Annotated in this window: 25 protein-coding genes; 13 read left to right on the forward strand and 12 right to left on the reverse strand. The window is 41.0% G+C overall.

Features of this window, described 5'->3' with window-relative positions; genetic code table 11:
- Positions 1–15 precede the first annotated feature (15 nt).
- Entirely contained in the window at positions 16–384 is a 369-nt protein-coding gene (locus BCY91_RS08740) for a SpoIIAA family protein (RefSeq protein WP_120181582.1), read from the forward strand.
- Here BCY91_RS08740 and kdsB read toward each other — a convergent pair.
- Genes kdsB through trpS form a run of 3 tightly spaced genes read right to left on the reverse strand, consistent with a single transcriptional unit; the run spans position 368 to position 2,766 of the window.
- Complete coding sequence (gene kdsB / locus BCY91_RS08745) at positions 368–1,114, reverse strand: 3-deoxy-manno-octulosonate cytidylyltransferase (RefSeq protein WP_120181583.1); 747 nt, start codon at positions 1,112–1,114, stop codon at positions 368–370. The two genes, BCY91_RS08740 and kdsB, sit on opposite strands and share 17 nt — an antisense overlap.
- 1 nt (position 1,115) lies before the next feature.
- Entirely contained in the window at positions 1,116–1,733 is a 618-nt protein-coding gene (locus tag BCY91_RS08750) for a deoxynucleoside kinase (protein ID WP_120181584.1), read from the reverse strand.
- A gap of 37 nt (positions 1,734–1,770) precedes the next feature.
- The gene (trpS, locus tag BCY91_RS08755; protein ID WP_120181585.1) at positions 1,771–2,766 is read right to left on the reverse strand and encodes a tryptophan--tRNA ligase; all 996 of its coding nucleotides are present in this window, start codon (positions 2,764–2,766) and stop codon (positions 1,771–1,773) included.
- A 40-nt stretch (positions 2,767–2,806) separates the two neighbouring features.
- Between trpS and BCY91_RS08760 the strand changes: the two genes are divergently transcribed.
- The 8 genes from BCY91_RS08760 to BCY91_RS08795 all read left to right on the forward strand — a co-directional run bounded on the left by BCY91_RS08760 (position 2,807) and on the right by BCY91_RS08795 (position 6,509).
- Positions 2,807–3,529 (forward strand): lysophospholipid acyltransferase family protein, encoded by a 723-nt coding sequence (locus BCY91_RS08760; protein WP_120181586.1) that lies wholly within the window; start codon positions 2,807–2,809, stop codon positions 3,527–3,529.
- Positions 3,530–3,552: 23 nt separating this feature from the next.
- Positions 3,553–3,843, forward strand: coding sequence for an Asp-tRNA(Asn)/Glu-tRNA(Gln) amidotransferase subunit GatC (gene gatC / locus BCY91_RS08765; protein WP_120181587.1), 291 nt, complete (start codon positions 3,553–3,555; stop codon positions 3,841–3,843).
- Positions 3,844–3,887: 44 nt separating this feature from the next.
- Entirely contained in the window at positions 3,888–4,610 is a 723-nt protein-coding gene (locus BCY91_RS08770; RefSeq protein WP_120181588.1) for an ABC transporter ATP-binding protein, read from the forward strand.
- A 58-nt stretch (positions 4,611–4,668) separates the two neighbouring features.
- The gene (locus BCY91_RS08775) at positions 4,669–5,217 is read left to right on the forward strand and encodes a cob(I)yrinic acid a,c-diamide adenosyltransferase (protein ID WP_120181589.1); all 549 of its coding nucleotides are present in this window, start codon (positions 4,669–4,671) and stop codon (positions 5,215–5,217) included.
- 74 nt (positions 5,218–5,291) lie between these two features.
- Complete coding sequence (locus BCY91_RS08780; RefSeq protein ID WP_017258669.1) at positions 5,292–5,513, forward strand: DUF2795 domain-containing protein; 222 nt, start codon at positions 5,292–5,294, stop codon at positions 5,511–5,513.
- 176 nt (positions 5,514–5,689) lie between these two features.
- Complete coding sequence (locus BCY91_RS08785) at positions 5,690–5,839, forward strand: lmo0937 family membrane protein (protein WP_120181590.1); 150 nt, start codon at positions 5,690–5,692, stop codon at positions 5,837–5,839.
- Positions 5,840–5,946: 107 nt separating this feature from the next.
- Positions 5,947–6,180, forward strand: coding sequence for a ribbon-helix-helix domain-containing protein (locus tag BCY91_RS08790; protein WP_120181591.1), 234 nt, complete (start codon positions 5,947–5,949; stop codon positions 6,178–6,180).
- Entirely contained in the window at positions 6,177–6,509 is a 333-nt protein-coding gene (locus BCY91_RS08795) for a type II toxin-antitoxin system PemK/MazF family toxin (RefSeq protein WP_120181592.1), read from the forward strand. Before BCY91_RS08790 ends, BCY91_RS08795 begins: the two co-directional genes overlap by 4 nt.
- Here the strand turns inward: BCY91_RS08795 and BCY91_RS08800 are convergent.
- Together BCY91_RS08800 and queA are read right to left on the reverse strand one after the other, a co-directional pair.
- Positions 6,506–7,189, reverse strand: a complete 684-nt coding sequence (locus BCY91_RS08800; RefSeq protein ID WP_120181593.1) for a 2-C-methyl-D-erythritol 4-phosphate cytidylyltransferase — start codon at positions 7,187–7,189, stop codon at positions 6,506–6,508. The genes BCY91_RS08795 and BCY91_RS08800 overlap by 4 nt on opposite strands.
- 50 nt (positions 7,190–7,239) lie before the next feature.
- Complete coding sequence (queA, locus tag BCY91_RS08805) at positions 7,240–8,289, reverse strand: tRNA preQ1(34) S-adenosylmethionine ribosyltransferase-isomerase QueA (RefSeq protein WP_120181594.1); 1,050 nt, start codon at positions 8,287–8,289, stop codon at positions 7,240–7,242.
- A gap of 292 nt (positions 8,290–8,581) precedes the next feature.
- Here queA and BCY91_RS08810 point away from each other — a divergent pair, with 292 nt between their 5' ends.
- Positions 8,582–9,829 (forward strand): ABC transporter permease, encoded by a 1,248-nt coding sequence (locus tag BCY91_RS08810; RefSeq protein ID WP_120181595.1) that lies wholly within the window; start codon positions 8,582–8,584, stop codon positions 9,827–9,829.
- On the opposite strand, the gene BCY91_RS08815 is transcribed toward BCY91_RS08810, so the two are convergent.
- Positions 9,822–11,168, reverse strand: coding sequence for an MATE family efflux transporter (locus BCY91_RS08815; RefSeq protein WP_120181596.1), 1,347 nt, complete (start codon positions 11,166–11,168; stop codon positions 9,822–9,824). The genes BCY91_RS08810 and BCY91_RS08815 overlap by 8 nt on opposite strands.
- Before the next feature lie 89 nt (positions 11,169–11,257).
- On the reverse strand, positions 11,258–11,743 hold the full coding sequence (locus BCY91_RS08820; RefSeq protein WP_120181597.1) for a YiiD C-terminal domain-containing protein: 486 nt from the start codon (positions 11,741–11,743) through the stop codon (positions 11,258–11,260).
- A 233-nt stretch (positions 11,744–11,976) separates the two neighbouring features.
- On the opposite strand from BCY91_RS08820, the gene BCY91_RS08825 reads away from it, so the two are divergent.
- Genes BCY91_RS08825 through tnpA form a run of 3 tightly spaced genes read left to right on the forward strand, consistent with a single transcriptional unit; the run spans position 11,977 to position 17,350 of the window.
- Positions 11,977–14,466 carry a glycoside hydrolase family 31 protein gene (locus BCY91_RS08825; protein ID WP_120181598.1) on the forward strand — a complete coding sequence of 830 codons (2,490 nt, stop codon included), beginning with the start codon at positions 11,977–11,979 and terminating at the stop codon, positions 14,464–14,466.
- 36 nt (positions 14,467–14,502) lie between these two features.
- Complete coding sequence (gene glgB / locus BCY91_RS08830) at positions 14,503–16,863, forward strand: 1,4-alpha-glucan branching protein GlgB (protein WP_262696792.1); 2,361 nt, start codon at positions 14,503–14,505, stop codon at positions 16,861–16,863.
- A 19-nt stretch (positions 16,864–16,882) separates the two neighbouring features.
- Positions 16,883–17,350, forward strand: a complete 468-nt coding sequence (tnpA, locus tag BCY91_RS08835) for an IS200/IS605 family transposase (RefSeq protein WP_120181599.1) — start codon at positions 16,883–16,885, stop codon at positions 17,348–17,350.
- Positions 17,351–17,819: 469 nt separating this feature from the next.
- Here tnpA and BCY91_RS08840 read toward each other — a convergent pair whose 3' ends face one another.
- The 5 genes from BCY91_RS08840 to BCY91_RS08860 all read right to left on the reverse strand — a co-directional run bounded on the left by BCY91_RS08840 (position 17,820) and on the right by BCY91_RS08860 (position 23,827).
- Positions 17,820–18,698: a cupin-like domain-containing protein gene (locus BCY91_RS08840; RefSeq protein ID WP_120181600.1), complete on the reverse strand. Its 879-nt coding sequence runs from the start codon at positions 18,696–18,698 to the stop codon at positions 17,820–17,822.
- 119 nt (positions 18,699–18,817) lie between these two features.
- On the reverse strand, positions 18,818–19,474 hold the full coding sequence (locus BCY91_RS08845; RefSeq protein WP_120181601.1) for a GIN domain-containing protein: 657 nt from the start codon (positions 19,472–19,474) through the stop codon (positions 18,818–18,820).
- Positions 19,475–19,493: 19 nt separating this feature from the next.
- Positions 19,494–22,139 (reverse strand): carboxypeptidase-like regulatory domain-containing protein, encoded by a 2,646-nt coding sequence (locus BCY91_RS08850; protein ID WP_120181602.1) that lies wholly within the window; start codon positions 22,137–22,139, stop codon positions 19,494–19,496.
- A 23-nt stretch (positions 22,140–22,162) separates the two neighbouring features.
- Positions 22,163–23,143: a FecR family protein gene (locus BCY91_RS08855; RefSeq protein WP_120181603.1), complete on the reverse strand. Its 981-nt coding sequence runs from the start codon at positions 23,141–23,143 to the stop codon at positions 22,163–22,165.
- A gap of 153 nt (positions 23,144–23,296) precedes the next feature.
- A complete protein-coding gene (locus tag BCY91_RS08860; protein ID WP_120181604.1) occupies positions 23,297–23,827 on the reverse strand; it encodes an RNA polymerase sigma-70 factor in 531 nt (176 codons plus the stop codon).
- Positions 23,828–23,878: the final 51 nt, after the last annotated feature.

Consider the following 23,878-nt stretch of genomic DNA (forward strand, 5'->3'; position numbering starts at 1 on the left):
AAAAAAGATACTGCCATGTTAAAACTGATTAAAGATTTGCCAGCCCACGTAGTTGGCGTAGAGGCTACCAATGAGGTAACTGCTGATGATCTGAAGAATGTATTAATCCCAGCTTTGGATGAAAACGTAAAACAGTACGGGAAAATTAACTACCTGCTTATTTTACATACCGACGTACAAAATTGGTCCGCAGGGGCTTGGCTACAGGATATGTGGGCAGGTCTAAAAAACTTCACTGCCTGGAATAGGATTGCCGTAGTTACAGATCAAGAAATGGTTGAGAAATTCACCGATGGATTTTCATTAGTAACTCCGGGAGAGGCAAAAGGCTTTAAACTTTCTGAAGAGCAAGAAGCCAGAAGTTGGATTAGCCGGCTTTTTTAAGTGCTTCTAAAACTTTAGCAACATCTTCGGGGCTGTCAATGGCAAGGCTTTCCTTGTCAGTGATGGCCACTTTAATCGTTGATCCGTTTTCTATCCAACGTAGTTGCTCCAACTTTTCGGCATTTTCTAGCTTGCCCAAATTCATGCTGGCAATAATGCCTAAAGTGGTGGTGCGGTATCCGTAAATGCCGATATGTTTGTAAAAGATGTGTTTCTTCAGGTAGTCGTCTGGTGAAACTTCTTTTAAATAAGGAATTACTTGCCTGCTAAAGTAAATAGCTTCGGAACGGCTGTTAATAATCACCTTCGGCGTGTTATAATTAAAAAGTTCGTCTTCGCTATGTATCCGTTTAATTAAAGTGGCTAAATCCGTGGTGATATCGTTAAAACAGCTGGCCAACAAATTGATCTGTTGAGGATCTATTAAAGGTTCGTCGCCTTGGATGTTGATAATTGCATCGTAACCTATCATTTTTTTAGAAACCTCGGCACAACGGTCGGTGCCACTTTGGTGCTGGTCGGATGTCATGATCACATTCCCCTTGAACGCATTAACGGCGTTAAAAATTTCGGCACTGTCTGTTGCCACCACCACATCGGCCAAAGCCGAAGCTTTTTTAGCTTGCTCGTAAACACGCTGAATCATGCTTTTTCCTGCCAAATCTATTAAAGGTTTGCCAGGGAAACGGGTTGAGGCAAAACGCGCCGGGATGATTCCTAAAATTTTCATGCTACTTAAAAAGTCCGTTTATTTCTCGTTCAACGCATTCAATGATATAAGCCAAATCGTCCGGGTTGTTAGTGAAATCTAGCTTGTCTTTATCTAAAACCAACAATTTTCCTTCATTGTAGTTTTTTATCCAGCGGTCGTATTTTTCGTTTAGCTTTTGCAGATAATCTAGGCGGATGCTCGCCTCGTACTCTCGGCCACGGCGTTGTATATTCTCTACCAACGTAGGTACAGAGGCTTTTAGGTAGATAAGCAAATCTGGCGGATTGATAAAAGAAGTGATATTGTCAAAAATGGCGCGGTAGTTTTCATGATCCCGCGTAGTCATTAAACCCATCTCGTGCAGGTTTTCTGCAAAAATATGCGCGTCCTCGTAAATAGTGCGGTCTTGCACAATGGCTTTATTGCCACGCTGAATTTCTTTTATCTGCTGAAACCTGCTGTTTAAAAAGTAAATCTGCAGGTTAAAGCTCCATCTTTTCATGTCGCTATAAAAATCCTCTAGGTAAGGGTTGTTGTCAACCGCTTCATAGAGCGCCTCCCAGCCGTAATTTTTAGCCAATAATTCTGTGAGCGTAGTTTTGCCGGCGCCAATGTTACCAACTATAGCTATATGCATAAAAGATTTTGTTAAAAGAGATTTGGGGATTAATCTACTAAAAATTTCTAAAACCGATAATTTCTCTGACTTCTTTCACTGTTTTAGCCGCACTTGCTCTTGCTTTTTCTGCGCCTTGCAAGGCTACTTTACGTAACAAATCTGTATCGGCAGAAATGTCATCAATCCGCTCTCGAATATCTTTTGTAGCGTTAATCATATCCTCGGCTAAAGCCTTTTTAAAATCGCCGTAGCGGATCTGGCATTTGTTGTACAAACCGTCAAAGTGCGCTAAAGTGTCCGGCGTAGATACCACTGCCATTAAGTCAAACAGGTTTTGGATTTCTTGTGGCTTTGCTTGATTTTCTTCCGTGGGTCCGCCATCGGTAACCGCTTTCATTACTTTTTTACGGATAATTTCTGGGCTGTCTGATAGGTAAACGGCATTCATTTCCCCTTCAGATTTTCCCATCTTACCTTTACCGTCCAATCCTGGAATTTTAATTAAATCTTTGGCGTAACTAAAAGCGTAAGGTTCTTTAAAATATTCGGTTTTGTATAAATTGTTAAAACGGTTGCCAAAGGTGCGCGCCATTTCCAAATGTTGCTCTTGGTCTTTTCCTACAGGCACTTTTGTGGCATGGTGTATCAATATATCAACCGCCATTAAAACGGGGTAGGTAAGCAGGCCGGCATTTACGTTGTTGGGGTTAGCTCGTATTTTATCTTTAAAAGATGCTCCTCTTTCTAACTCGCCCAAATACGCATTCATGTTCATAAACAGGTAAAGTTCGGCAATCTCGGGCACGTCAGACTGGATGTACAAAGTGCTTTTATCCGGATCCAGCCCGGCGGCCAAATACTCAACCAAAACCTGCTTCACATTTCCGTGCAAATCACTAGGAGTGGGGTGCGTGGTTAAAGAATGGTAATCGGCAATAAAGAAAAAGCAATTATACTCATTTTGCATCTTTAAAAAGTTGCGTAAAGCACCGTAGTAATTGCCCAAATGAAGCTTTCCGGTAGATCTTATTCCGCTAACAACTGTTTCCATATGCTGGCGAAAGTACAGAAAATTTCTATTTTTGATTGGCATGAAACGAATTTTGAAGCAATTGTTACGCTTGTGGCACTTAGCTATGGTGGCCTTAATTTTTGTGCTCACCTTTCCGTTTGTGTACTTTTTTTCGCGGCAGAAAAGCACCTACCGGCAATTGAATTTTTTTCGCAAAATCTGTGCTTTTTTCCCCTCCGCTTTAAGCGGGATTTTTTACCGTATCACCTATAAACAAAAAATAGATTGGAGCAGGAATTATATTTTTTGCCCCAACCACGCATCAAACCTGGATATTTTTGCAATGAGCTTGGTGGTTAAAAACAATTTCTTTTTTTTAGGGAAAGAAGAGTTGTTGAAAAATCTGGTTACGCGTATTTATTTTAAAACCATTGACATCCCTATTAATAGGGAACATAAAATTTCGGCATTTCGTGCTTTTAAAAAAACCGCGGAACGTTTGCAAGAAGGGATGACGGCCGTTATTTTCCCCGAAGGCAAAATTGCAGACGATTACCCGCCGGTATTGCAAGATTTCAAAACCGGGCCTTTTCGCCTGGCAATTGAGCATCAAATTCCTATTGTGCCGGTCACTTTAAAGGATAATTGGAAAATTTTTTGGGATGATGGACAAAAATATGGATGCAAGCCGGGAGTTTCGCATATTTGCGTACATCCGCCAATAGAAGTGGCGGGGTTTAGTTTAAAGGACGAGGATTTATTGCGGCAATTGGTGTTTGATCAGATAAAATCCGCATTGTAAATCATTACCATAAAACAAGTAAAATGAAGGTTGACAAAGAAACGGTAGACAAAATTGCGCACTTGGCGCGTTTGGAGCTTACAGAGGCAGAGGAAGAAAGATCTATTGAAGAATTAAGTGAGATTTTGAGCTTTATGGAAAAGCTAAACGAGCTGGACACCTCTGGCGTAAAGCCTTTAATTTACATGAACGAGGCCGTGAATGTTTTACGCCCAGATGTAATAGTACAAGAGCTTACGCGTGAAGAAGCACTAAAAAATGCACCGTTGAAAAATGAGGAATATTTTAAAGTTTCTAAGGTAATTCAAAAATAGCGGTAACAATTTTGCGCTTTTAGTGTCTGATAAAAAAAGAAAAAATGGAGCCATTAATTATCATAAAAGACTTAGGGCGTAAATATGTAATCGGCACAGAGGTAATTCACGCCTTAAAATCTGTTACGCTCACAGTTAATAAAGGCGAATTTGTGGCTTTAATGGGGCCGTCAGGTTCGGGAAAATCTACGCTGATGAATTTGTTGGGCTGTTTAGATACCCCTACCAAAGGCGAATATATCTTAAACGGCATCAATGTAAGCCATATGAGCGATAGCCAGCTGGCAGATGTACGCAATAAGGAAATTGGCTTTGTGTTTCAAACCTTTAACCTTTTGCCGCGTTCCAGTGCTTTGGATAATGTTGCTTTGCCTTTAATTTATGCCGGCGTAAAAAAGAAAGACCGTGATGAGCGTGCCACCAAAGCTTTGGTGAACGTAGGTTTGGAGCATCGCGTGCATCATAAACCTAATGAGCTTTCGGGCGGACAAAGACAGCGCGTGGCTGTTGCAAGGGCATTAATAAATAACCCGTCTATTATTTTGGCGGATGAGCCCACCGGCAACCTAGATACCAAAACTTCTATCGAAATTATGGGTTTAATAGAGGATATCCATGCTAAAGGGAACACCATTATTATCGTAACGCACGAAGAAGATATTGCGCAACACGCTCATCGTATTGTGCGTATGCGCGATGGTTTGATTGAAGAAGATTATCAGAACACGGATATAAAAACTGTGCGAATAAAGTTGCAGGAGCTATAAAGAGATTTAAAAGCGGAGTTTTTCCGCTTTTTTTATGCGATAACGAACAAAGGACGAAATGAAAATATATACAAAAACAGGCGACAAGGGTTATACTTCGTTAATTGGCGGTACAAGAGTTGCAAAACACCACGTCCGCATTGAGGCTTATGGCAGTGTAGACGAACTGAATGCACACATTGGATTAATAGCAGTACAAAATATAGATGCGGAGCAACAGGCCATTTTAAAAGAGGTTCAAAACTGTTTGTTTGTGGTGGGTTCGCTTTTAGCGGCCGATCCGGCGAAATCTAAAATGAAGTTGCCTGATATTTTACAAAGTGATATTGAACTTTTGGAACGTGGGATGGATAATATGAACGAAGCTTTGCCTGCACTAAAGCATTTCATACTGCCCGGCGGGAACCAAACAGCTTCTTTTTGCCACATTGCACGTTGTGTTTGCAGGCGGGCCGAAAGGCAAGTGGTGCATTTGGCCGAGCAAGAAATCGTTGATGAGCTTTTACTCATTTACCTTAACCGCCTATCAGATTATCTTTTTGTATTGAGTCGTAAGGTGGTTTACGATGCCAAAAACGAAGAAAATATCTGGAACCCGCGGGCTTAAAAATTGTTGATAACTTTTTTAGCAACTGTTAAATTTTAATATAGATTTGCAAAAAACTTAAATAATCTAAGACTATGTATTGGACGTTAGAATTAGCATCGCATCTGGAAGATGCGCCTTGGCCAGCAACTAAAGACGAGTTAATTGATTACGGTATTCGTTCTGGCGCTCCGGTAGAAGTTATCGAAAATCTTCAAGCGTTAGAAGATGACGGCGAACCTTACGAGAACATCGAAGAAATTTGGCCAGATTATCCTACCAAGGACGACTTCTTTTTTAACGAAGACGAATACTAAAACAGAGGGCTCATTAAAAAATGAGCCTTTTTTGTATCAAAATAAGTACATAGCAAAGGCCTTTAAAGGTGTTTCAGTACGTTTTTTAGCGGTTTATAGCGATATTTTCGCAATTGGTCTGTTTTTAGATAAGCTGACAGTATACATTTATTGTTAAACTTTATAAAAAATCGATCATGGGAAACTTACTTTATTTAATTGCAGTTGTACTAATTATACTGTGGATTTTAGGAGCTTTTGTATCTCCGTTTGGAGGTAACTTAATACACATTTTATTAGTTATCGCAATTATTGCCATCTTATTACGGGTAATAAGGGGCGCATAGGAATATCCAGTTTTTTAGGATAGAAAAAGCAAAATATCGGAAAGATATTTTGCTTTTTTATTTATAAAACATAAATATTGTTTATCATTTAGTGTTTAAATGAATTCATGATAACGTTTACCAGTACGCTTCCAGACGATTTGATGCGATTGCTTACTCAGAAAGCAAAAGAGCTTAAGTTGCCCAAAAACAAGTTGATTGAGCGCGCTTTGGAGATTTATCTCGACCAAATAAACAAAGCGCAGTATGCAAAATCTTACAGAAGTGCAGAAAATGACCCAGATATTTTGACGATTGCTGAAGAGGGTATGGCTGACTATTTTAAGCAACTAAAAGATTGAAACAGGGCGAAATCTGGTACGCAAATTTAGATCCGTCAAAAGGAAGTGGGCAAGCGGGCTATAGGCCCGTGGTTATTTTAAGTGGGAATTTATTGAATACGTTATTACAGGTTGTTATTGTACCACCGCTTACTACAAAGATTAAAAACTATAAAGGTAATCCTGTTTTGCTTCCCAACGACATAAACGGTTTAAAGGAAAAATCGGAGTTATTGATCTTTCATATCCGGTCATTGTCCAAGGAGCGTTTAGTAAATAAAGCCGGTTATATAGCCCGATCAGATTTGGATTTGGCTGTTGCTAGACTCAATGATATCCTGAGATATTAGAGTTTTCCATCGAAAATACTTTCTGCCAACTTTAAATCTGTTTTAAAAGTGATTTTAAAGTTATCCTCGTCACCGGCTTCCAGATTAATTGTAAAGCCTGCATGTTCTACCACAGAGGCGTCATCAGTAAAAAACGAGTTATAAGTTTGTTGATATGCTGTTTTGAGTTGGCTAAGCTTAAATGTTTGGGGTGTTTGCACCAAATACACCGCTTTGCGGTCAAGTGCTTCGGATTTGCCATTTTTTACCAGACGAACAGAGTCTTTAGAAGGTATAGCGGCTACGGCATTGCCACTTTTTAAGGCAGTTTGGTAGCAATTGCTAATGGTTTTTTCTGTTACTAGTGGCCGCACCGCATCATGCACAGCAATTATCGCATCTTTATCGTCAATGAGATCAAGCCCGTTTTTTACGGAATGAAAACGTTCTGCCCCGCCCGCAACTACTGTATGCGGGATATTAAAATCGTGCTCTGTTACTAATTGTTCCCAAAGTGCGATGTCATTTTGGTTAAGTACTACGATTATTGCTGGTTGGTGCGGGTTACGGTAAAATGTTTCGATACTGTGCATAATCACAGGTTTACCCTTAAGCAATAAAAACTGCTTAGGTATTTCGGTATTCATGCGTTTGCCACTACCGCCGGCTACTATAATGGCAAAAAAATGCGTGTTATCCATCCAAAGCGAAATAAACAAAAAAGACCGAAATTTTCGGTCTTTTTTAAGCTTTATATAATTAGCATGGCGTCGCCGTAGCTGTAAAATCTGTATTTTTCTTTCACCGCTTCCTCGTAGGCGTGCATCACATAATCGTAACCGCCAAAGGCAGCAACCATCATCAATAAAGTTGATTCTGGCGTGTGGAAGTTGGTGATCATGCTGTTTGCAATGCTAAAATCATACGGAGGGAAAATGAACTTTGATGTCCAATCGTTAATCGGTTTTAGTGTGTGGTTTGCAGAAACAGCAGATTCAATGGTGCGCATAGCTGTTGTGCCCACCGCACAAACTCTGTTTTTGCTTTCGATAGCTTTGTTTACAATGTTGGCCGCTTTTTCATCGATGATGATTTGCTCAGAGTCCATTTTGTGCTTGGTTAAATCTTCTACCTCTACCTGGCGGAAAGTGCCCAAACCGACGTGCAAAGTTACTTCGGCAAACTCAACGCCTTTAAGCTCTAATCTTTTCAAAAGCTCGCGGCTAAAGTGCAAACCCGCAGTTGGGGCGGCAACCGCACCTTCGTTTTTCGCGAAAATGGTTTGGTAGCGTTCTTTATCTTCAGCTGTCGGTTTGCGTTTAATATATTTAGGAAGCGGTGTTTCGCCTAAAATTTCAATGTTTTGTCTAAACTCTTCATCGGTACCGTCAAACAAGAAGCGGATGGTACGGCCTCTGGAGGTGGTATTGTCCACAACCTCGGCAACTAAAAGATCATCATCACCAAAATACAGTTTATTACCCACGCGGATTTTACGTGCCGGGTCAACCAAAACGTCCCACAAACGCAATTCTTTGTTTAATTCGCGCAGTAAAAAAACTTCAATGGTAGCGCCGGTTTTTTCTTTGTTACCGTACAAACGTGCCGGGAAAACTTTGGTATTGTTCAAAATCATCACGTCTTTTTCATCAAAATAATTCAAAACATCTTTGAAAATTTTGTGCTCTATTTTGCCGGTCTTTCGGTCTAAAACCATCAAACGAGATTCGTCACGGGCTTCTGCTGGTGTATGTGCAATTAAAGACTCTGGTAAATGGAATTTAAACTGTGATAATTTCATAAACTATATGCGATATTTTGGAGCGCAAATTTAAGAAAAATATATTCAATTTTTTGGTGCTATTCAAAAGCTTGGTTTAATGTGAGATAAGTCTGATACAGCCATCATCCTAACGCATTAACGATTGCAGCGGCATCCTTTTTGGCTGCCAAAGGCGCGCCGGTGCGGTCCAAAAAGATACAGCGGAAAGCGTGACCAGCTTTTTCTGCTGGGAATGCCCAAACTATATTTTTCTAGATAAAATTTATTTAAAATTGTAACTAAGCTTGCAAATGACGGTCAAACCCACAATATGCTGTTTTTAAAACTACTTCGCGAAAGTTTCATTTTTGCTTTTGATGCTTTACGGCAAAACAAAACGCGTACTTTCCTGTCTTTACTGGGGATTACCATCGGTATTTTTACCATTATTACCGTTTTTGCCGCAGTGGATACGTTTAGAGGGAACTTGCAATCGAGCGTGGATAAACTGGGCAGCAAAACCATTTACATTGAAAAGTGGCCCTGGGGCGGTTTTGGCGATTATCCGTGGTGGAAATATATGCAACGGCCACAGGTAAACCTGCGCGATTACGAAGCCTTACGGCAACGGACTACAACGGCGGAAGGTGTGGCTTATTTGGCAGGCATGTCTAACCGCACCTTAAAATACAGAAGCAATACCATTGAAGGCGTGCAGGTTACGGCTGTTTCGCACGATTATTATAAAACATGGAATTTTGATTTAGCCGAAGGGCGTTATTTTACCGATAATGAATCGAAAAGTGGGTCGCCGGTTTGTTTAATTGGTGCCGATTTGGCCGACGGTTTATTTGCAAACCAAAACGCTATTGGAAAATCGGTAAAAGTTTTAGGCAGAAATGCGACGGTAATTGGCGTGTTTGCGAGGGAAGGGGAGGATATGCTGGGCGTTTCTAAAGATAAAACCTTGCTAATGCCCTTAAATTTTGCACGTAATTTAATTAATGTGGAGAGCGGCCGCTACGATCCGCAGATTATGGTGCGCGGAAAAGAGCAGTATAGTTTGGGCGATGTAGAAACCGAATTGCGCGGATTAATGCGTTCTATCCGGAAAATACGGCCTGTTGATGATGATAACTTTGCGCTAAACAAAACCACCATTTTATCGGGACAGCTGGACCAAATGTTTATGATTGTAGATATTGCCGGTTGGATTATTGGTGGTTTCTCGATATTGGTAGGCGGTTTTGGTATCGCTAACATTATGTTTGTTTCTGTGAAAGAACGTACCAACATTATCGGCATCCAAAAATCTTTAGGCGCCAAAAACTACTTTATTTTAATGCAGTTTTTATTTGAGGCTATCGCTTTGTGCTTAATTGGCGGCTTAATAGGCTTAGCCATTGTTTACATAGTTACGCTGATTGCCACCTACGGTTTTGACGTGCGGATTGTTTTGGATATGGGCAACATCATCAGAGGAATTAGCATATCTGTTGTAATTGGTGTGATCTCTGGTTTTTGGCCGGCTTTTTCTGCAGCGAGGATGGACCCTGTGGAAGCCATCCGGTCTAAGTAGCCAGTTTTGCCACAATTTTGTTGAAACGGATATACAGCATCAGCGCAGCTAAGGTTAAGGATATGGATAATGATATCCAGATACCAAGAGCACCCAAATTAAAGGTGAAGCCCAACACATAGCCAAATGGCAAGCCTAAACCCCAGTAAGCAATAAGGGTGATTAAAGTTGGAATTTTTACATCGGACAAACCGCGCAAAATGCCTGCGCCAACAACCTGCACACCATCTGATATTTGGAAAAAAGCGGCCATTATCAACAATTGCGAAGCAATTAAAATTACATCTTGGTTTTGGATGTACAGCCAAGGCAAGAGTTTGTTGCAGGTAAGAAAGATGAAAGCAGTGACGCACATGTAAAAAATTACCAAATGGTACGAGCTGATTGCCGAAAGTTTTATCTCCCTAAAATCTCTTCGGCCGTAGGCATGTGCAGCTTTAACAGTTGCCGCCACGCCAACACCGCTGGCGCCCATGTACGTAAGTGCCGCTAAATTGATGGCAATTTGATGCGCCGCCAGTTCTTTAGCGCCTATCCAGCCCACCATAATTGCCGCGCCAGAAAAAGCACCCACTTCAAAAAAGTATTGCAAAGAGATAGGGAATCCCAGTTTGATGATTTTTTTCATCTTATCAAAATCCGGTTTACGGATTTTAAATTGTGCCAGATAAGGCTTAAAAATGCTGGATTTATTAACAAACCAAGCCATGCCGATAGCCATAAAAACCCGAGAGATGAAAGTGCCTAAACCCGCACCAAAAAGTCCGTAGGCCGGAAAACCAAACCAGCCGTAAATGAGCAAAAAATTAAAGAAAATATTTAAGAGGTTACCCATTACAGATACCCACATGGCTTGTTTGGTATAGCCCAATCCCTCGGCAAATTGCCTAAAGTTTTGAAAAATCATTAAAGGCACAAGTGAGGCGCCAATAATTAGCAAAAAGTTTTTTGCCGCCACCGCTACTTCTGTAGGTTGGCCAAGCCAGTTTAACCTCTGCGCAATTAAAGCCACAAGCGCAAAAAGTACGATACCGCTAAACAAACTGATGATAAATCCTTGCTCTAAATAATCGCCGCAAATGGATTTATTTTTTTTGCCATTTTCTTGCGCAACTAAAGGCGTAATTCCCTGCGAAATACCAATACCGCTCACCATAAAAATACCGAGGATGCTGTTGCCCAGTGCGCAGGCGGCTAAAGGTATTGCTCCCAACTGTCCAACCATCACGCTGTCTGCCACCATCGTAAACATATGGCCCAACTGCGAAACCACAACTGGGTAGGCTAATAAAAAATTGCTTTTGTAAAAGGGACGGTATTTTTCAAATCGGGCAAACATAGCGCAAAAACAAGTTAGCAAAGGACGCTATATTTGGCTGATTTTGCTTGCTCGGGTTTGTAAAATATTGGTGTTTTTTGGGTGAAACCTTAATAGGCAACAGATTCTTTCTCGCCCAAACGTAAATTTCTGACGTAAACTTCGTTTTGAACCAAAGCGCAAAGCACGCCATCTTTATTGTACATTTCTATTGGATAGCTTTTAACAAATTTGCCCACCGTGTTTAACTGTTCTTGTGCAAGGGCAATTTCTTCGTCGGCAATGCGGATGGTGAATTGCAAATCTGTGTTGCCAGGTTTTAGATATTGGATGTGTGCACTTTTAAGCCAAACCCTTGTTTTAAAGCCTTTACGCCTTAAAATCTGATCAAAAAGTAAAGCATAAAACGGATCGGATGCGCTAAAAATACTGCCCCCAAACAAGGTTTTATTGTAGTTGATGTTTAAAATGCTGCGCTTAATTTTTACAGTGACAGATTTAAAATCATCGCCAAAATGCAACACCCAAATCCGTTGAAAAAACAATGGCGGGTAAAATCTTAATAACCATTTTAAGGTATTGGGCTTTACATTCATCGCTACAAATATCGGTAATAATGGTTTTACAGAAAAGATATTGCAAAAGCGATGCTAGCTCTTGATGTTTAAACATCTATTTGTGAGCTTTTTACGTTATTTTTGATTTAGCCGATGTGCTATTTACGGTTTGTTTGATGCAAATGTTGGTAAAAACTGTGGGTTTTGCACAGTGTAGTTTTTCGTAATTAAAGGATATTAAGCATCTTAGCAAAACAATTACGTTTTTAAAGATGGAAGAAGTTAGAAGACCGGAGGATGAACTAGATAAAAAAGATACATCTGAACATATAGAAGTTAACATCCAAGATTTAGAGGAAGAAGAAATAAAATTTGTAAACAACCCCATTGTTGGGCTAAAGCCGATAGAAAAAGAATTTTTAGGCGCGGTAAAAGAAGTTAGGCAAGAGGGTAATAAGTTTATTTTTTCTGATGGTTCGGCATCGGTAGAAATACGGGTAGTAAGCGACGAGATTATACGCGTGCGTTTGGCGCCACACAGCTCGTTTTTAGAAGAGTTTTCTTACGCAGTGCCTAGCCTGGACCAAAAGGTGGCTGTGTTTAATTTTGTGGATGGCGATGGCTTTTACAGCGTTTCTACAAACACCGTTTCTTGCATCATCAACAAAGCAAACTTTCACATTTCCTTTAAAGATTTAGATGGCGTAGTTACCAGCGAAGACCATTTGGCGATGCACTGGGAAGAAAACGACCAGTTTGGAGGCTATTATGTGTATTGCACAAAAAAATGCTATCCAGAAGAGGCTTTTTTTGGTCTTGGTGATAAACCAACGGACTTAAACCTCCGAGGAAAGCGTTTGCAAAACTGGAATTCTGATACTTACTCTTTTGCTAAACACCAGGATCCGCTGTACCGCAGTATTCCGTTTTACATCAGTTTAAATGAAGGCAGGGCATACGGTATTTTTTTAGACAATACTTTTAAAACCCATTTTGATTTTGGACAAGAGGACCGCGAGAAGCTGAGTTTCTGGGCAGATGGTGGCGAACTGCAATACTATTATATCCATGGTCCGCACATGATGGACGTTGTAAAACGTTACCATACTTTAACCGGAACCCATGCTTTGCCGCCTATTTGGGCTTTGGGCTACCACCAATGCCGTTGGAGCTACTACCCAGAATCAAAACTGCATGATTTGGCGCATAATTTCCGCTCGCGCAAAATTCCTTGCGATGCGCTATATCTTGATATCGATTACATGGACGGCTATCGCTGCTTTACGTGGAATAAAAAGTACTTCCCTAATCCTAAAAAAATGATTAAGGAATTGGCCGATGACGGCTTTAAAACCGTGGTGATTATTGATCCAGGCATTAAGGTAGATGATAATTATTGGGTTTTTAAAGAAGGTAAAGAGAAGAAATATTTCTGCAGGCGCAGTGATGATTATTTTATGGAAGGCCATGTTTGGCCGGGCCGTTGCCAGTTTCCGGATTTTACCAATCCCGAAGTTCGTCAATGGTGGGGCGGTTTGTTCCAAGAGCTGGTTGATGTAGGTGTTGCCGGCGTGTGGAACGATATGAACGAGCCTGCTGTGTTTGGCAAAGGAACTTTCCCCGATGATGTACGTCATCAGTACGACGGTCACCGTGGTTCGCATCGCAAAGCACATAATGTTTACGGAATGCAGATGGTGCGTGCAACTTATACCGGGTTAAAGAAAATCCAAAAAAATAAACGGCCGTTTACCATCACAAGGGCAGGATACTCTGGCGTACAACGTTACAGCTCGTGCTGGACAGGTGATAACGTTGCCAGCTGGGAGCATCTAAAAATTGGAAGCTTGCAGATGCAACGTCTTTCTATGTCGGGTTTGCCTTTTGCAGGTACAGATATAGGCGGTTTTAGCGGCGAGCCGACGGGAGAATTGTTTACCCGTTGGATACAATTAGGTGTGTTTTCTCCGTTTATGCGGGCCCACTCGGCCGGGGACACAGCCGAGCGCGAACCTTGGAGCTTTGGCCCCGAGCTAGAAGCGATTAACCGCAAGTTTATCGAGCTGAGGTACAAATTGTTGCCCTACATTTACTCGGCATTTTGGGAGCACCACCGTTACGGTTTCCCCATACTGCGTCCGGTAGTAATGCTTGAGCAAGATAAGCCTGTGAATCGTTATAGAGAAGATGAATTTACCTTTGGTGATAAAATTTTGGCTTGTCCGGTTTTAGAAGAAGGTGCAACATCGCGCAAAGTGTATCTGCCTAAAGGGGTTTGGTTTAACTATTGGACTTTAGAACAATTTGAAGGCGGGGAAGAGATTTTGGTTGATGCGCCTTTGGATAGTATGCCGATTTTTGTAAAAGCAGGTTCCGTTGTGCCGGAGTATCCGGTAATGCAGCACACCAACGAGTTTGAGGTGGAAGAGATGAAGTTTCAGGTTTATTATTCCGCTACGGAGGTCAACTCGTTTTACTTTGAAGACCATGGCGATACTTTTGCCTACGAGCAAGATATTTATATGGAGAAAAAGTTTGTGGTTAACGGCGACAAAAAATGTATGACCATTAAACAATCTGTAGAAGGTTTGTTTACCCCGCGTTACGAGATGTACGAGCTGGTAATTAACGGTTTACCGTTTAAACCTGGTAAATTACTGATTGATGGCAAAGCTTATAATGGTTCGTTAGAGTTAAATGAGCAAAACAGATTAATTGTTAAGACACCTAAGCAGTTTAAGCAAGTGCAGGTGATGAAATAGGTAATATTACTGCTGTTTAAAGGTTGTTTCGGTAAAATGGAACAACCTTTTTTTATGGACAAAAATGTTGGTGTAATATTTGGAAAGGAGCTGCTTAAAATTGAACAATATCCGTACATTGTAAGCAACAAAGCCCTTAAAACTAAATTCACCCTTACCATGGCTAAAAAAGCAAAAGATAGCATTGCCCCAGGCACCGAACAAGATAAACCCAGCACAGAGAAACAGCCTAAAGTTCAGAAAAGTGCAAGCAAAAAGGCAGGTACATCTAGCCAGTCTGCTGCTGTTGCAGAAAAAAGCACAGCCAGAAAAGCAAGCAAAAAGCCCTTAGCCGTATCAACGGAGAAACCATCGCCACAAGGCAAAAAAGTTGCTGAAAAAGCAGAGGCTAAACCGGCGAAAAAAGCATCGGCGAAAGCCAGCGGTAAAAAAGCGGCAACCAAAGCCGTTGAAACAACAAAGTCTTTATCATCTGTTGAGGGAGAAACAACTTATGCCAGCGTAAAACATTTTTCGCGCTTTACAGATTTTGATGTGATGCTCTTTAAATCGGGCAAGCATTATAAGCTTTTCGATAAACTGGGTAGCCACGTGGTAACGCATAATGGGGTAGTGGGCACTTATTTTGCGGTTTGGGCGCCTAATGCGCATTACGTTTCGGTTATCGGCAACTTCAATTATTGGGACAATTCATCGCACCCTTTATATGTCCGGTGGGACGGAACCGGCATTTGGGAGGGCTTTATCCCACACGTTGGCAACGGTGAAACCTATAAATATTTCATCAACTCTACCAATGGTGCCGATTTAGAAAAAGCAGATCCTTTCGCTTTACGCAGCGAAGAACCTCCGCGTACCGCGTCTATTGTATGGGATACTTGGTACGAGTGGAAAGATAAAGAATGGATGATGCATAGGCATAAAAATAACGCCTTAAACCAACCTATGTCTGTTTACGAGGTGCATTTTGGTTCCTGGAGCCGTAGCCCCGAAACGCCGGATTTGTTTCTTTCCTACCGGGATATGGCTGATAAAATGGTGCCTTATGTGAAAGAGATGGGCTTTACGCATGTGGAATTTATGCCTTTGATGGAGCACCCATTTTATCCGAGCTGGGGCTATCAAATTACCGGCTATTTTGCTGCAAGTTGCCGTTATGGCACACCGCAAGATTTGATGTTTTTGATTGAAGAATTTCACAAAGCCGGTATTGGTGTAATTATGGATTGGGTGCCATCGCACTTCCCGGGCGATAGCCATGGCTTATATCAGTTTGATGGCTCGCATTTGTACGAGCATGCAGATGTTCGCAAAGGTTTTCATCCGGATTGGAAATCATACATTTTTAATTACGGCCGTAACGAGGTACGTTCTTTCCTAATTTCTAACGCTATTTTTTGGTTAGAACGTTACCATGTAGACGGTTTACGTGTAGATGCTGTGGCTTCTATGCTTTATTTAGATTACTCGCGTAAGCATGATGAATGGGTACCCAATGAGTTTGGAGGCAGGGAAAATACAGAAGCTATTTCTTTTTTGAAAGAATTTAATGAGGCGGTTTATGCCATGTTTCCGGATGTGCAGACTATTGCTGAAGAATCAACCTCGTTTAGCGGTGTAAGCAGGCCAACTTATGCCGGTGGCTTAGGTTTTGGACAAAAATGGATGATGGGTTGGATGAACGATACCTTACGCTATTTTGCCGAAGATCCGGTGAACAGGAAGTATCACCATAGCGGCTTAACCTTTAGCACCATTTACGCTTTTACAGAAAATTTTATGTTGCCGCTTTCGCACGATGAAGTGGTGCACGGCAAAAAGCCGCTTATTTATAAAATGCCGGGGGATGAGTGGCAACAGTTTGCCAACTTGCGTCTTTTATATGCGTATATGTGGACACACCCGGGTACTAAACTGCTGTTTATGGGTGGCGAGTTTGCACAGACCCGCGAGTGGAACCCACGGTATTCTTTAGATTGGCATTTATTACAATATACGCCACATCAAGGGATCAAAAAGTTGGTGATGGCGCTCAATAAACTTTATAAAGAGGAACCGGCCTTATACGAGAAAAGTTTTGATTCTGAAGGTTTTGAGTGGATTGTGAATGATGATGCAGAAAATTCTGTGGTGGTCTACACCCGTAAAGGCAATAATCCAAAAGACGATTTGATTATTGCGTTAAACCTAACACCGGTGCCGAGGCAAGATTATCGTTTCGGTGCAAACTGCGGCGGAACATGGACAGAGATTTTTAACTCCGACGCCAGAGAGTTTTGGGGAAGCGGTATGCGCAATTCCAACAAAGTAGCAGAAGACATTCCGAGCCATTGGCGTAAAAATTCTATTTCTGTTTGTTTGCCGCCTTTGGCGATGCTTGTTTTTAAATGTTTGTAGCTACAGGAGCCAAACGTAAATGTCGTTTGTAAAAGTATATATTCATCTGGTTTGGGGTACAAAAAACCGTTATCCTTTCTTAGAATCGAAAGAACTTAGACTTAAACTGTGGAACCATATCAGAGAAAACGCAAAAGAAAAAGGCGTGTTTGTGGATCATATTGGTGGGTATAAAGAGCATTGTCATTGTCTAATTTCATTGGGTGTTGACCAGTCTATACAAAAGACGGTGCAGTTAATTAAAGGAGAGTCTGCTTTTTGGATTAATCAATCCGGGATATTAAAAACAGCATCAGCGCATCCGGTTGATGAAGTTGTGAAATTTGCATGGCAAAAGGAGTATTTTGCGGTTTCTGTTTCTGAATCTATGGTGCAGCGGGTTCGGGATTACATCAAAAACCAAGAAATTCATCATGCTCATAAAAGTTATGAGGAAGAATGCGATGAACTTATCAAAAAATTCGGTTTTTATAAAGAGAGGGATTGAATAAGTTCGTATTCGTTTGGTGAATTTTGAGATAAATCTCAAAGGATTTTGAAAAAGATTCGGCTAAAGCCGTAAACGTAACTCAACTGTAACGCCCGGATAAATCCGGGCGCTATTGAACTGTGTAAATGGTTAAAAAATCTGAACGAGTGAACATTGCGCAACGTGATATTTCTGACAATTGATTTGAAAAAGATGTACACAATAATTGGTATTCAATAGAACCGGGCTTCCGCCCTGATACGATTTTTTCCGATATCGTCAATCAATGGAACCGGGCTTCAGCCCCTGATACGGTTTTTCCGATGTTCCTCAATCAATAGAACGGGGCTTCAGCCCTGATACGGTTTTTCCGATGTTCATTAATCAATAGAACCGGGCTTCAGCCCGGTTTGATATATTTTAAACGAATTTTCAGATCTGCCCATTCGATAAAACAGGGCTTCAGCCCGGTTTAACTGGGCAAACCTCACAAAGTGCCTTTCGCATAAGCGCGATTGGCTCTTTTTATGGCTAGTTTTTCTCTGAAATTTGCGTATTTTTCTTTAAAAATCAATTTAATTAAACTGTCCACACCGCCTTTAACGGCAAGGTTATAAATGCTATGCGCTTTGCGGGCGATAGATTTATCCCAAGCGCGCAGGCTGAGCGAAAAAGATCCGTCGATATATTTCATCCAATGCCAATAACCTGTTGGCATAAACAAGGTATCGCCATGCTCCAAAAAAGCTTCCATGCCCTCAACGCCCTTTAATGCTGGAAATTTCTCGAAATCCGGATTTAAAACATCGTAATCTTCCAAAGCGTAGGTGGCGTTAGGGATGCAATACAATCTGCGTTTCCACTTGTATTCGAACAAAATCACATGTTTTCTTCCGCCAAAATGCGTATGGAAAATGTGTGGCATATCTATATCATAATGCAAAAACGTAACGGAGTTGGAGCCACCGAAAAACATCGTTGGCAGGCTCTCAATAAAACCGCCCATCAAATCTTTCGGGATAATCACATCGTCTTTTAAACTAGGGATGTGCTTAAAAAAGTTGAACAAAAATATCCGAAGCTCCGTAGGACCACTTTTTAAAATATCCAGATAATCTTTCACCTTCATCCGCGCTGCGGCGGCATTAATAGGTTTAGAAGGATCAGCTTTTGAATTGTCGTACAATGGCACCTCAATTTCGCCGGCCACAGATTTAAAGTAATCTATGGTCCACTTTTCGCGGGCAGGCCAATCTTTGGTGAGGTTTTTAATAATTAGGGGGCGGTTTTTGTCCAGATAGTTTTTCTTAAAATCTTCAGGACTGATGGTATCTACCGTGTCTACCTTCGTTAAAATAAATCCCATATTTCTCAGATGAGGGCCTTCAGAAGCGTTAAGGTGTGTAAGCTAGCCCGGGCGGTAAAATTAAAAAATCGCAATAAATTTAAAAATATAGCTTTTTGCTATGGCTAATTTATGACAATTTAAATCTTTTGAACCTTTCCCGATCCGCTGATGTTCGACTGTACCTCCGGATTGCCCAGGTACAACACCCGGCCGCTACCGCTAATGGCTACTAAAAGTTTATCGCTCACTTTTGTTTTTACCTCGCCACTTCCGCTAATGCTAACGTTGGCATCGCTTGCATCTATATTGACCAAATTAACGTTCCCCGATCCACTGATATTAACGTCTAAGCTTTCTGCAACAAAAGCGCCGGCGTTAATATTTGCAGAGCCGTTTATCTTAAAAAAGATATGATTTACAGGCTCAAAATTGCCACTGATAAACGCATCTGCCGAGCCGTTAAGGTAAATATTAGGAGATTTTGGTAAAATTAAAAACACCTCTGTATTGTCGTTTCTAACATTGTAATGATTTTCAAATTCAACAGTCAGTACGCCGTTTTTCAAAGTTGTGCTCAGCGCGGCCACCAAATTTCCGTAGCCTTTAACTTTTAATTCCGGCACGGTACCGTAACTGATGTGGAGCTTGGTACTGCCGTTTACGCGCACGGTTTGCAGTTCGGATGCATTAATGCTTCTGCTTTCGGTTACCGTTGGACCTTCGCCACGTAAGCGGTCTTTGCTACATGCACTTAAATATAATATTGAAGTTAATAAGATAAGGTAAGTTCTCATGGATGTAAATCTTTAAGGTTTAAAACTGAATTTTATAATTAAAAGTTGGCAATAGGCCACTATGGTAAATGTTTTCAATCTTTTGTTTTTCCCTGCTATAAAACTGGCTTTGCACATTTTGTTTATTGGTGAGGTTTTGGACATCTAAAATGAGGAAGTGATTCACTTTCGGCCGATTTATCCGGTAGCTGATGGAAAAATCTGTGCGGAAATAATCAGAAGTTTTTAACGTGTTAGTTCGGTCATCGTAAAAAACGGCATCATCTTCTGCAATAGATTGAGCTAAATTGATAGGCGTATAACGTTTGCCTCCGTTTAAGGTGCTTTTCACATTGATGCCCAACAGGTTTTTACCATTTTCTTTAACCGCATACTCTTTACCGATGACAACATTGGCGTTGTATTTTCCGTTATAGGGCGTATTAAAGGTTCTGTTATCTATCGTGTTAAAGGTGGAGCTGTACAGCGATGCCGTGCCCAGGAAGTAAAATCCGTTCTCTAAGCTACGCTCTAAACTAAACTCTATCCCGTAGTTTTCGCCTGTGCCTTTGTTCACCAACAAATCGTAATTTTTATAATAAATAAGGTACGAGTTGTCTATGTTTAAGGTAGAGATGGGGAAACTTGGGTTCGGACTAACCGGAACGTCAAACATCTTTTGGTAATAGGTTTCTGTTTTGAACTTTAGGGCTTCATTGAAGCGGTGCTCGAATCCTAAAACAAAATGGGCAGATTTTGTAAGTTCCAGTTTTTTGTTTGATTGGATAATAGCGCCGTTGGGCTGTTCTTTTGTGCCGAAGTAAAGCAACAAGGGCTCGGTACGGCTATGTAAACCGAAACCAAAATTCAGTACATTTTTATCGTTGATGTGATAATTAGCACCTACGCGTGGCTCTACATTAACTTTTTGGCTAAGGCCGAAGTAATTGACGTGGAAACCGCCATTTAAAGTAAATTTTCCTGTGGGCTGATATTGCAGTTGCGTATAAGCCTCTAATAAATAACTGTTGCCTTTTTCATCAACCAATTGAGATAATTTTCCAAGCTCTCTGCGGTACGATAGCGAATTGAGGTTATACAATAACAGCGAACCGATTACACCGCTTCTTAAAGTTGTTTTTTCGCTGGTTTTATAATTCACCATACCCGAGTAGCGGATGGCTTGGTTTAAATATAAATCACGGTTAAAAGCACCGGCATTCAAATTATTGTCCAAGGTGTCGGTATGGTCAGTGTTGCGGTTCATACTAAAAGAAAGGATGTTTTTTAGATAGCCTTTTTGCCGCAGTAAACTCGTGTTTTTAATACCGCCGCTAAAAGAGCTGTAATTTAGGTCTTGGTCAAATTTGTCTTCAAAGCTGTCCCAGTTATTTACATTTCTATCGGCCCTGTCGCGCTGTATCCCAATTCCGCCAATCCCAAAAACAGAAAATGTTCCGGTGTTTTTTGTAGGGAAGTTAAGGTTGAAAGCCAGATCCTGAAAAATTGGTGTGCCGTAATCGCCAACAGGGTTTATGCCTATTTTTTTAAGAAGTCCGAGCGTGGAGTAGCGATAGTTAAACAGGTACGACGAATTTTTATTTTTCACAAACGGTCCTTCGGCAGAAATTTCTGTGCCTAAAACGCCAATCATAAATGCTTTTTCAGATTTCTCGGTGTTGCCTTTCCTAAATTGTAAATCAAACACACCGCTTAGCGCATTGCCGTATTCGGCCGGGAAGGCACCGGTAAAAAAATCCGATTTGCTCAACATGTTGGAGCTAATCATACTTATGCCTCCGCCCGAGCTTCCTTCTTCGCCATAATGGTTTGGGTTGGTGATTTCTACGCCCTCCAAGCGCCACTGTAAATTCTTTGGGCTATTGCCACGGATGACAATATTGTTGGTAAGATCATCCGTAAAGGTTACGCCGGGAAAGCTTTGTACCATACGCGCCGGGTCAAAATTTCCGGCAGCGTAACGGCTGGTTTCTTCGGTGCTAAAAGAACGTGCGCTTACAGAAGCCATCGCGTTAAGCGGCGCTGTACGGTCTCTGGAGTCGGAAACGGTGACCGACGCAAGGCTGTTAACCGCTTCTTTCATCTCGATGTTTAATACCAATTCTTTTGCAGATGTGAGTAAAAGTTCTGGATTGCTAATGGTTTCGTATCCGAGGTAACTTATTGCCAAATGTTGCCGACCAACAGGAACTTTCGCCAACCTAAAATTCCCGGCCGCATCCGTAATGGTGGCCAGCGGCTTATCTAAGGAAATAATTTGCACGCTAACGCCCACCAGGGGTGTTTGGCTATCTTTATCTACAACCTGGCCTCTTAAAGTTTGCGTTAAAGGTTCTTTAAGCTTTTCTGGGCTTTGCTTTGCAACTTTTAAAATAATTTGACCGCCCACCAATTGCCATTGCATAGCTGTTTGTTTGCACAGCTCGTCCAACACTTTGCTAAGCTTTTCATTTTTAGCAATTAAGCTTATTCGCTGGTCCAAATTAATTTGGTTGTTGGCGTAGCTAAAGGGTAAATCATAACGTTTGCTAAGGTCTTTAAGCACCTCGGCCAAAAAGCGGTTTTTGTAGTTTACGCTAATTTTTTTATCGCTCAGGCTTTGCGCCTGCGCCAGCAAAAAAGTGCACAGTAAGGCCAGTAAGACCAAAAGTCTTTTAGTTTTCATATTCAATTTTTTTTGTGATTGCCTTATTTTACAACGATATAGGCATTGTCAGATTTTTCGATTTTAACATCCAGCGATGCTTCCAAAACATCAATAATTTGATGGATGGATGCCGACTTGAAGCTTGTTGTGAGCTTAAGGTTTTGCAGTTTGCTGCTCTTTATTACAAACCTTACACTGTAAATTGTCTCGATTTCCGCGAGAACATTTTTTAAGGGTTCATTTTCAAAATTTAGCTGGCGATTTTTCCAGAACAAAAAGTTGGTGTTTTTAAAAGCGCTTTTTGCCAAACTGCCATTTGGGGTGTAGGTGCCTTTTTCGCCGGGCAATAAAAACAGTTGCGCTTTACCGTTTTCTTTAGCGAAAGAAACTTTTCCGCTAATTACAGCTACACTTACTTTTTTTGTAGTAGCATCAACGTTAAATGATGTTCCTAAAACCTGCGTTTTGGTGCCGCCTGCATGAATGATGAATGGTTTTTGAGGATTGTGCTGTACCTCAAAAAATGCTTCACCGCTTAGCTCAACTTCTCTCTGCGATAAATTTTCTAGTCCCTTTTTGTAGCTTACTTTTGCACCTTTGTTAAGCCAAATGCTAGAACCGTCTGGCAAAAGCAATTGCTGTTGCGTTTCTAAATTATTGGCAAAAGTAACGGTTTGATGCTTCTGGTAGTAGCTAACGCCAAGCCAAGCTAAGCTAATTATCAGAAATAAAGAGGCCGCAATGCTTGTCCACCGCCGCATTGGTTTAAATTGTGTTTTTGGATGGCTGTCTGCAAACAAGCGCGCTTCTACTTTTTTCCACGCAGCATCAACATCCACATCGGTTTTTAGCGTTTTTTGATATTCATTGGATTTTTCCCAAGCACTTTGCATTTCGCGCAGTAATTGGCCATTTTCCGGCGCCTCGGCAACCCAAGACAGCAACTCGTCAGTTTCTGTGTCAGAAAGCTCGTTAGCAAGATAATTGCTGATTAAAATCCAATATTTATCGTCTGGTGCCATCTAAATTAAAGCACAATTTTCTGAACCATCTCTAAAAGCGCTAACAAAGTTTCCGCTTCCATTTCGCCATTTTCAAAATTCGCGATAGCTTGATCTAAAACCTCTAATTCCATATCGTTGTTTCCTACAAGACAAAGACCTAATGCTTTACCCCTACATCAGCTCAAAAAAAATATATAAAAAAATCAAAATCAATTGCCCTCTCAATATTTTTAGGGCTTTGCTTACTTGGTTCTCCACCGTTTTTACAGAAATGTTTAAGGTTTCTGCAATTTGTTTATAGGATAATTTTTCAAAACGGCTTAATAAAAACACCTGTTTGCAAGCAGGCGGTAAGCTGTTGATGGCCAAATTTATTTGCTGTTGCGCGTCTTTTGCAAAAAGTAAGTCTTCGGTGCTGTTGCGCTCATCCATTTTTTCCATCGCATAAACCTCATTGCGTTTTGCTAAAGCTTGTTCCTTTTTTAGATAATTTAAACTTTCATTGATGACAGCGCGACGTAAATACGCCTGTACCGAAAGTTGTATGCCCAGTTGATGTCGCTTTTCCCAAAATCGGCAAAACACATCCTGAACAATATTTTCCGCAATAGCTAAATCGTTTACAAAACGCAGCGCAACATTGCATAAGCGCTTGTAATTGCTTTTAAATAGAATTTCAAAACTGTTTTGGTCCAGCTCCATGCTTGGTTAAGGCTTTGGCATACAGACGCTAAAATGCAAAAAATGTTACAG

Origin of the sequence: Pelobium manganitolerans (genome assembly GCF_003609575.1) — a bacterium.
Lineage (GTDB): Bacteria > Bacteroidota > Bacteroidia > Sphingobacteriales > Sphingobacteriaceae > Pseudopedobacter > Pseudopedobacter manganitolerans.

Excerpts from the sequence above, each read along its gene's own strand:
- BCY91_RS08815 (WP_120181596.1), bottom strand. The coding sequence starts at position 11,168 with ATGTTTGCCCGATTTGAAAAATACCGTCCCTTTTACAAAAGCAATTTT.
- BCY91_RS08770 (WP_120181588.1), top strand. The coding sequence starts at position 3,888 with ATGGAGCCATTAATTATCATAAAAGACTTAGGGCGTAAATATGTAATC.
- trpS (WP_120181585.1), bottom strand. The coding sequence starts at position 2,766 with ATGGAAACAGTTGTTAGCGGAATAAGATCTACCGGAAAGCTTCATTTG.
- queA (WP_120181594.1), bottom strand. The coding sequence starts at position 8,289 with ATGAAATTATCACAGTTTAAATTCCATTTACCAGAGTCTTTAATTGCA.
- BCY91_RS08845 (WP_120181601.1), bottom strand. The coding sequence starts at position 19,474 with ATGAGAACTTACCTTATCTTATTAACTTCAATATTATATTTAAGTGCA.
- tnpA (WP_120181599.1), top strand. The coding sequence starts at position 16,883 with ATGTCGTTTGTAAAAGTATATATTCATCTGGTTTGGGGTACAAAAAAC.
- BCY91_RS08785 (WP_120181590.1), top strand. The coding sequence starts at position 5,690 with ATGGGAAACTTACTTTATTTAATTGCAGTTGTACTAATTATACTGTGG.
- BCY91_RS08850 (WP_120181602.1), bottom strand. The coding sequence starts at position 22,139 with ATGAAAACTAAAAGACTTTTGGTCTTACTGGCCTTACTGTGCACTTTT.
- BCY91_RS08775 (WP_120181589.1), top strand. The coding sequence starts at position 4,669 with ATGAAAATATATACAAAAACAGGCGACAAGGGTTATACTTCGTTAATT.
- BCY91_RS08780 (WP_017258669.1), top strand. The coding sequence starts at position 5,292 with ATGTATTGGACGTTAGAATTAGCATCGCATCTGGAAGATGCGCCTTGG.
- BCY91_RS08810 (WP_120181595.1), top strand. The coding sequence starts at position 8,582 with ATGCTGTTTTTAAAACTACTTCGCGAAAGTTTCATTTTTGCTTTTGAT.
- glgB (WP_262696792.1), top strand. The coding sequence starts at position 14,503 with ATGGAACAACCTTTTTTTATGGACAAAAATGTTGGTGTAATATTTGGA.
- BCY91_RS08855 (WP_120181603.1), bottom strand. The coding sequence starts at position 23,143 with ATGGCACCAGACGATAAATATTGGATTTTAATCAGCAATTATCTTGCT.
- BCY91_RS08840 (WP_120181600.1), bottom strand. The coding sequence starts at position 18,698 with ATGGGATTTATTTTAACGAAGGTAGACACGGTAGATACCATCAGTCCT.
- BCY91_RS08750 (WP_120181584.1), bottom strand. The coding sequence starts at position 1,733 with ATGCATATAGCTATAGTTGGTAACATTGGCGCCGGCAAAACTACGCTC.
- BCY91_RS08860 (WP_120181604.1), bottom strand. The coding sequence starts at position 23,827 with ATGGAGCTGGACCAAAACAGTTTTGAAATTCTATTTAAAAGCAATTAC.
- gatC (WP_120181587.1), top strand. The coding sequence starts at position 3,553 with ATGAAGGTTGACAAAGAAACGGTAGACAAAATTGCGCACTTGGCGCGT.
- BCY91_RS08820 (WP_120181597.1), bottom strand. The coding sequence starts at position 11,743 with ATGAATGTAAAGCCCAATACCTTAAAATGGTTATTAAGATTTTACCCG.
- BCY91_RS08760 (WP_120181586.1), top strand. The coding sequence starts at position 2,807 with ATGAAACGAATTTTGAAGCAATTGTTACGCTTGTGGCACTTAGCTATG.
- kdsB (WP_120181583.1), bottom strand. The coding sequence starts at position 1,114 with ATGAAAATTTTAGGAATCATCCCGGCGCGTTTTGCCTCAACCCGTTTC.
- BCY91_RS08740 (WP_120181582.1), top strand. The coding sequence starts at position 16 with ATGTTAAAACTGATTAAAGATTTGCCAGCCCACGTAGTTGGCGTAGAG.
- BCY91_RS08790 (WP_120181591.1), top strand. The coding sequence starts at position 5,947 with ATGATAACGTTTACCAGTACGCTTCCAGACGATTTGATGCGATTGCTT.
- BCY91_RS08825 (WP_120181598.1), top strand. The coding sequence starts at position 11,977 with ATGGAAGAAGTTAGAAGACCGGAGGATGAACTAGATAAAAAAGATACA.
- BCY91_RS08800 (WP_120181593.1), bottom strand. The coding sequence starts at position 7,189 with ATGGATAACACGCATTTTTTTGCCATTATAGTAGCCGGCGGTAGTGGC.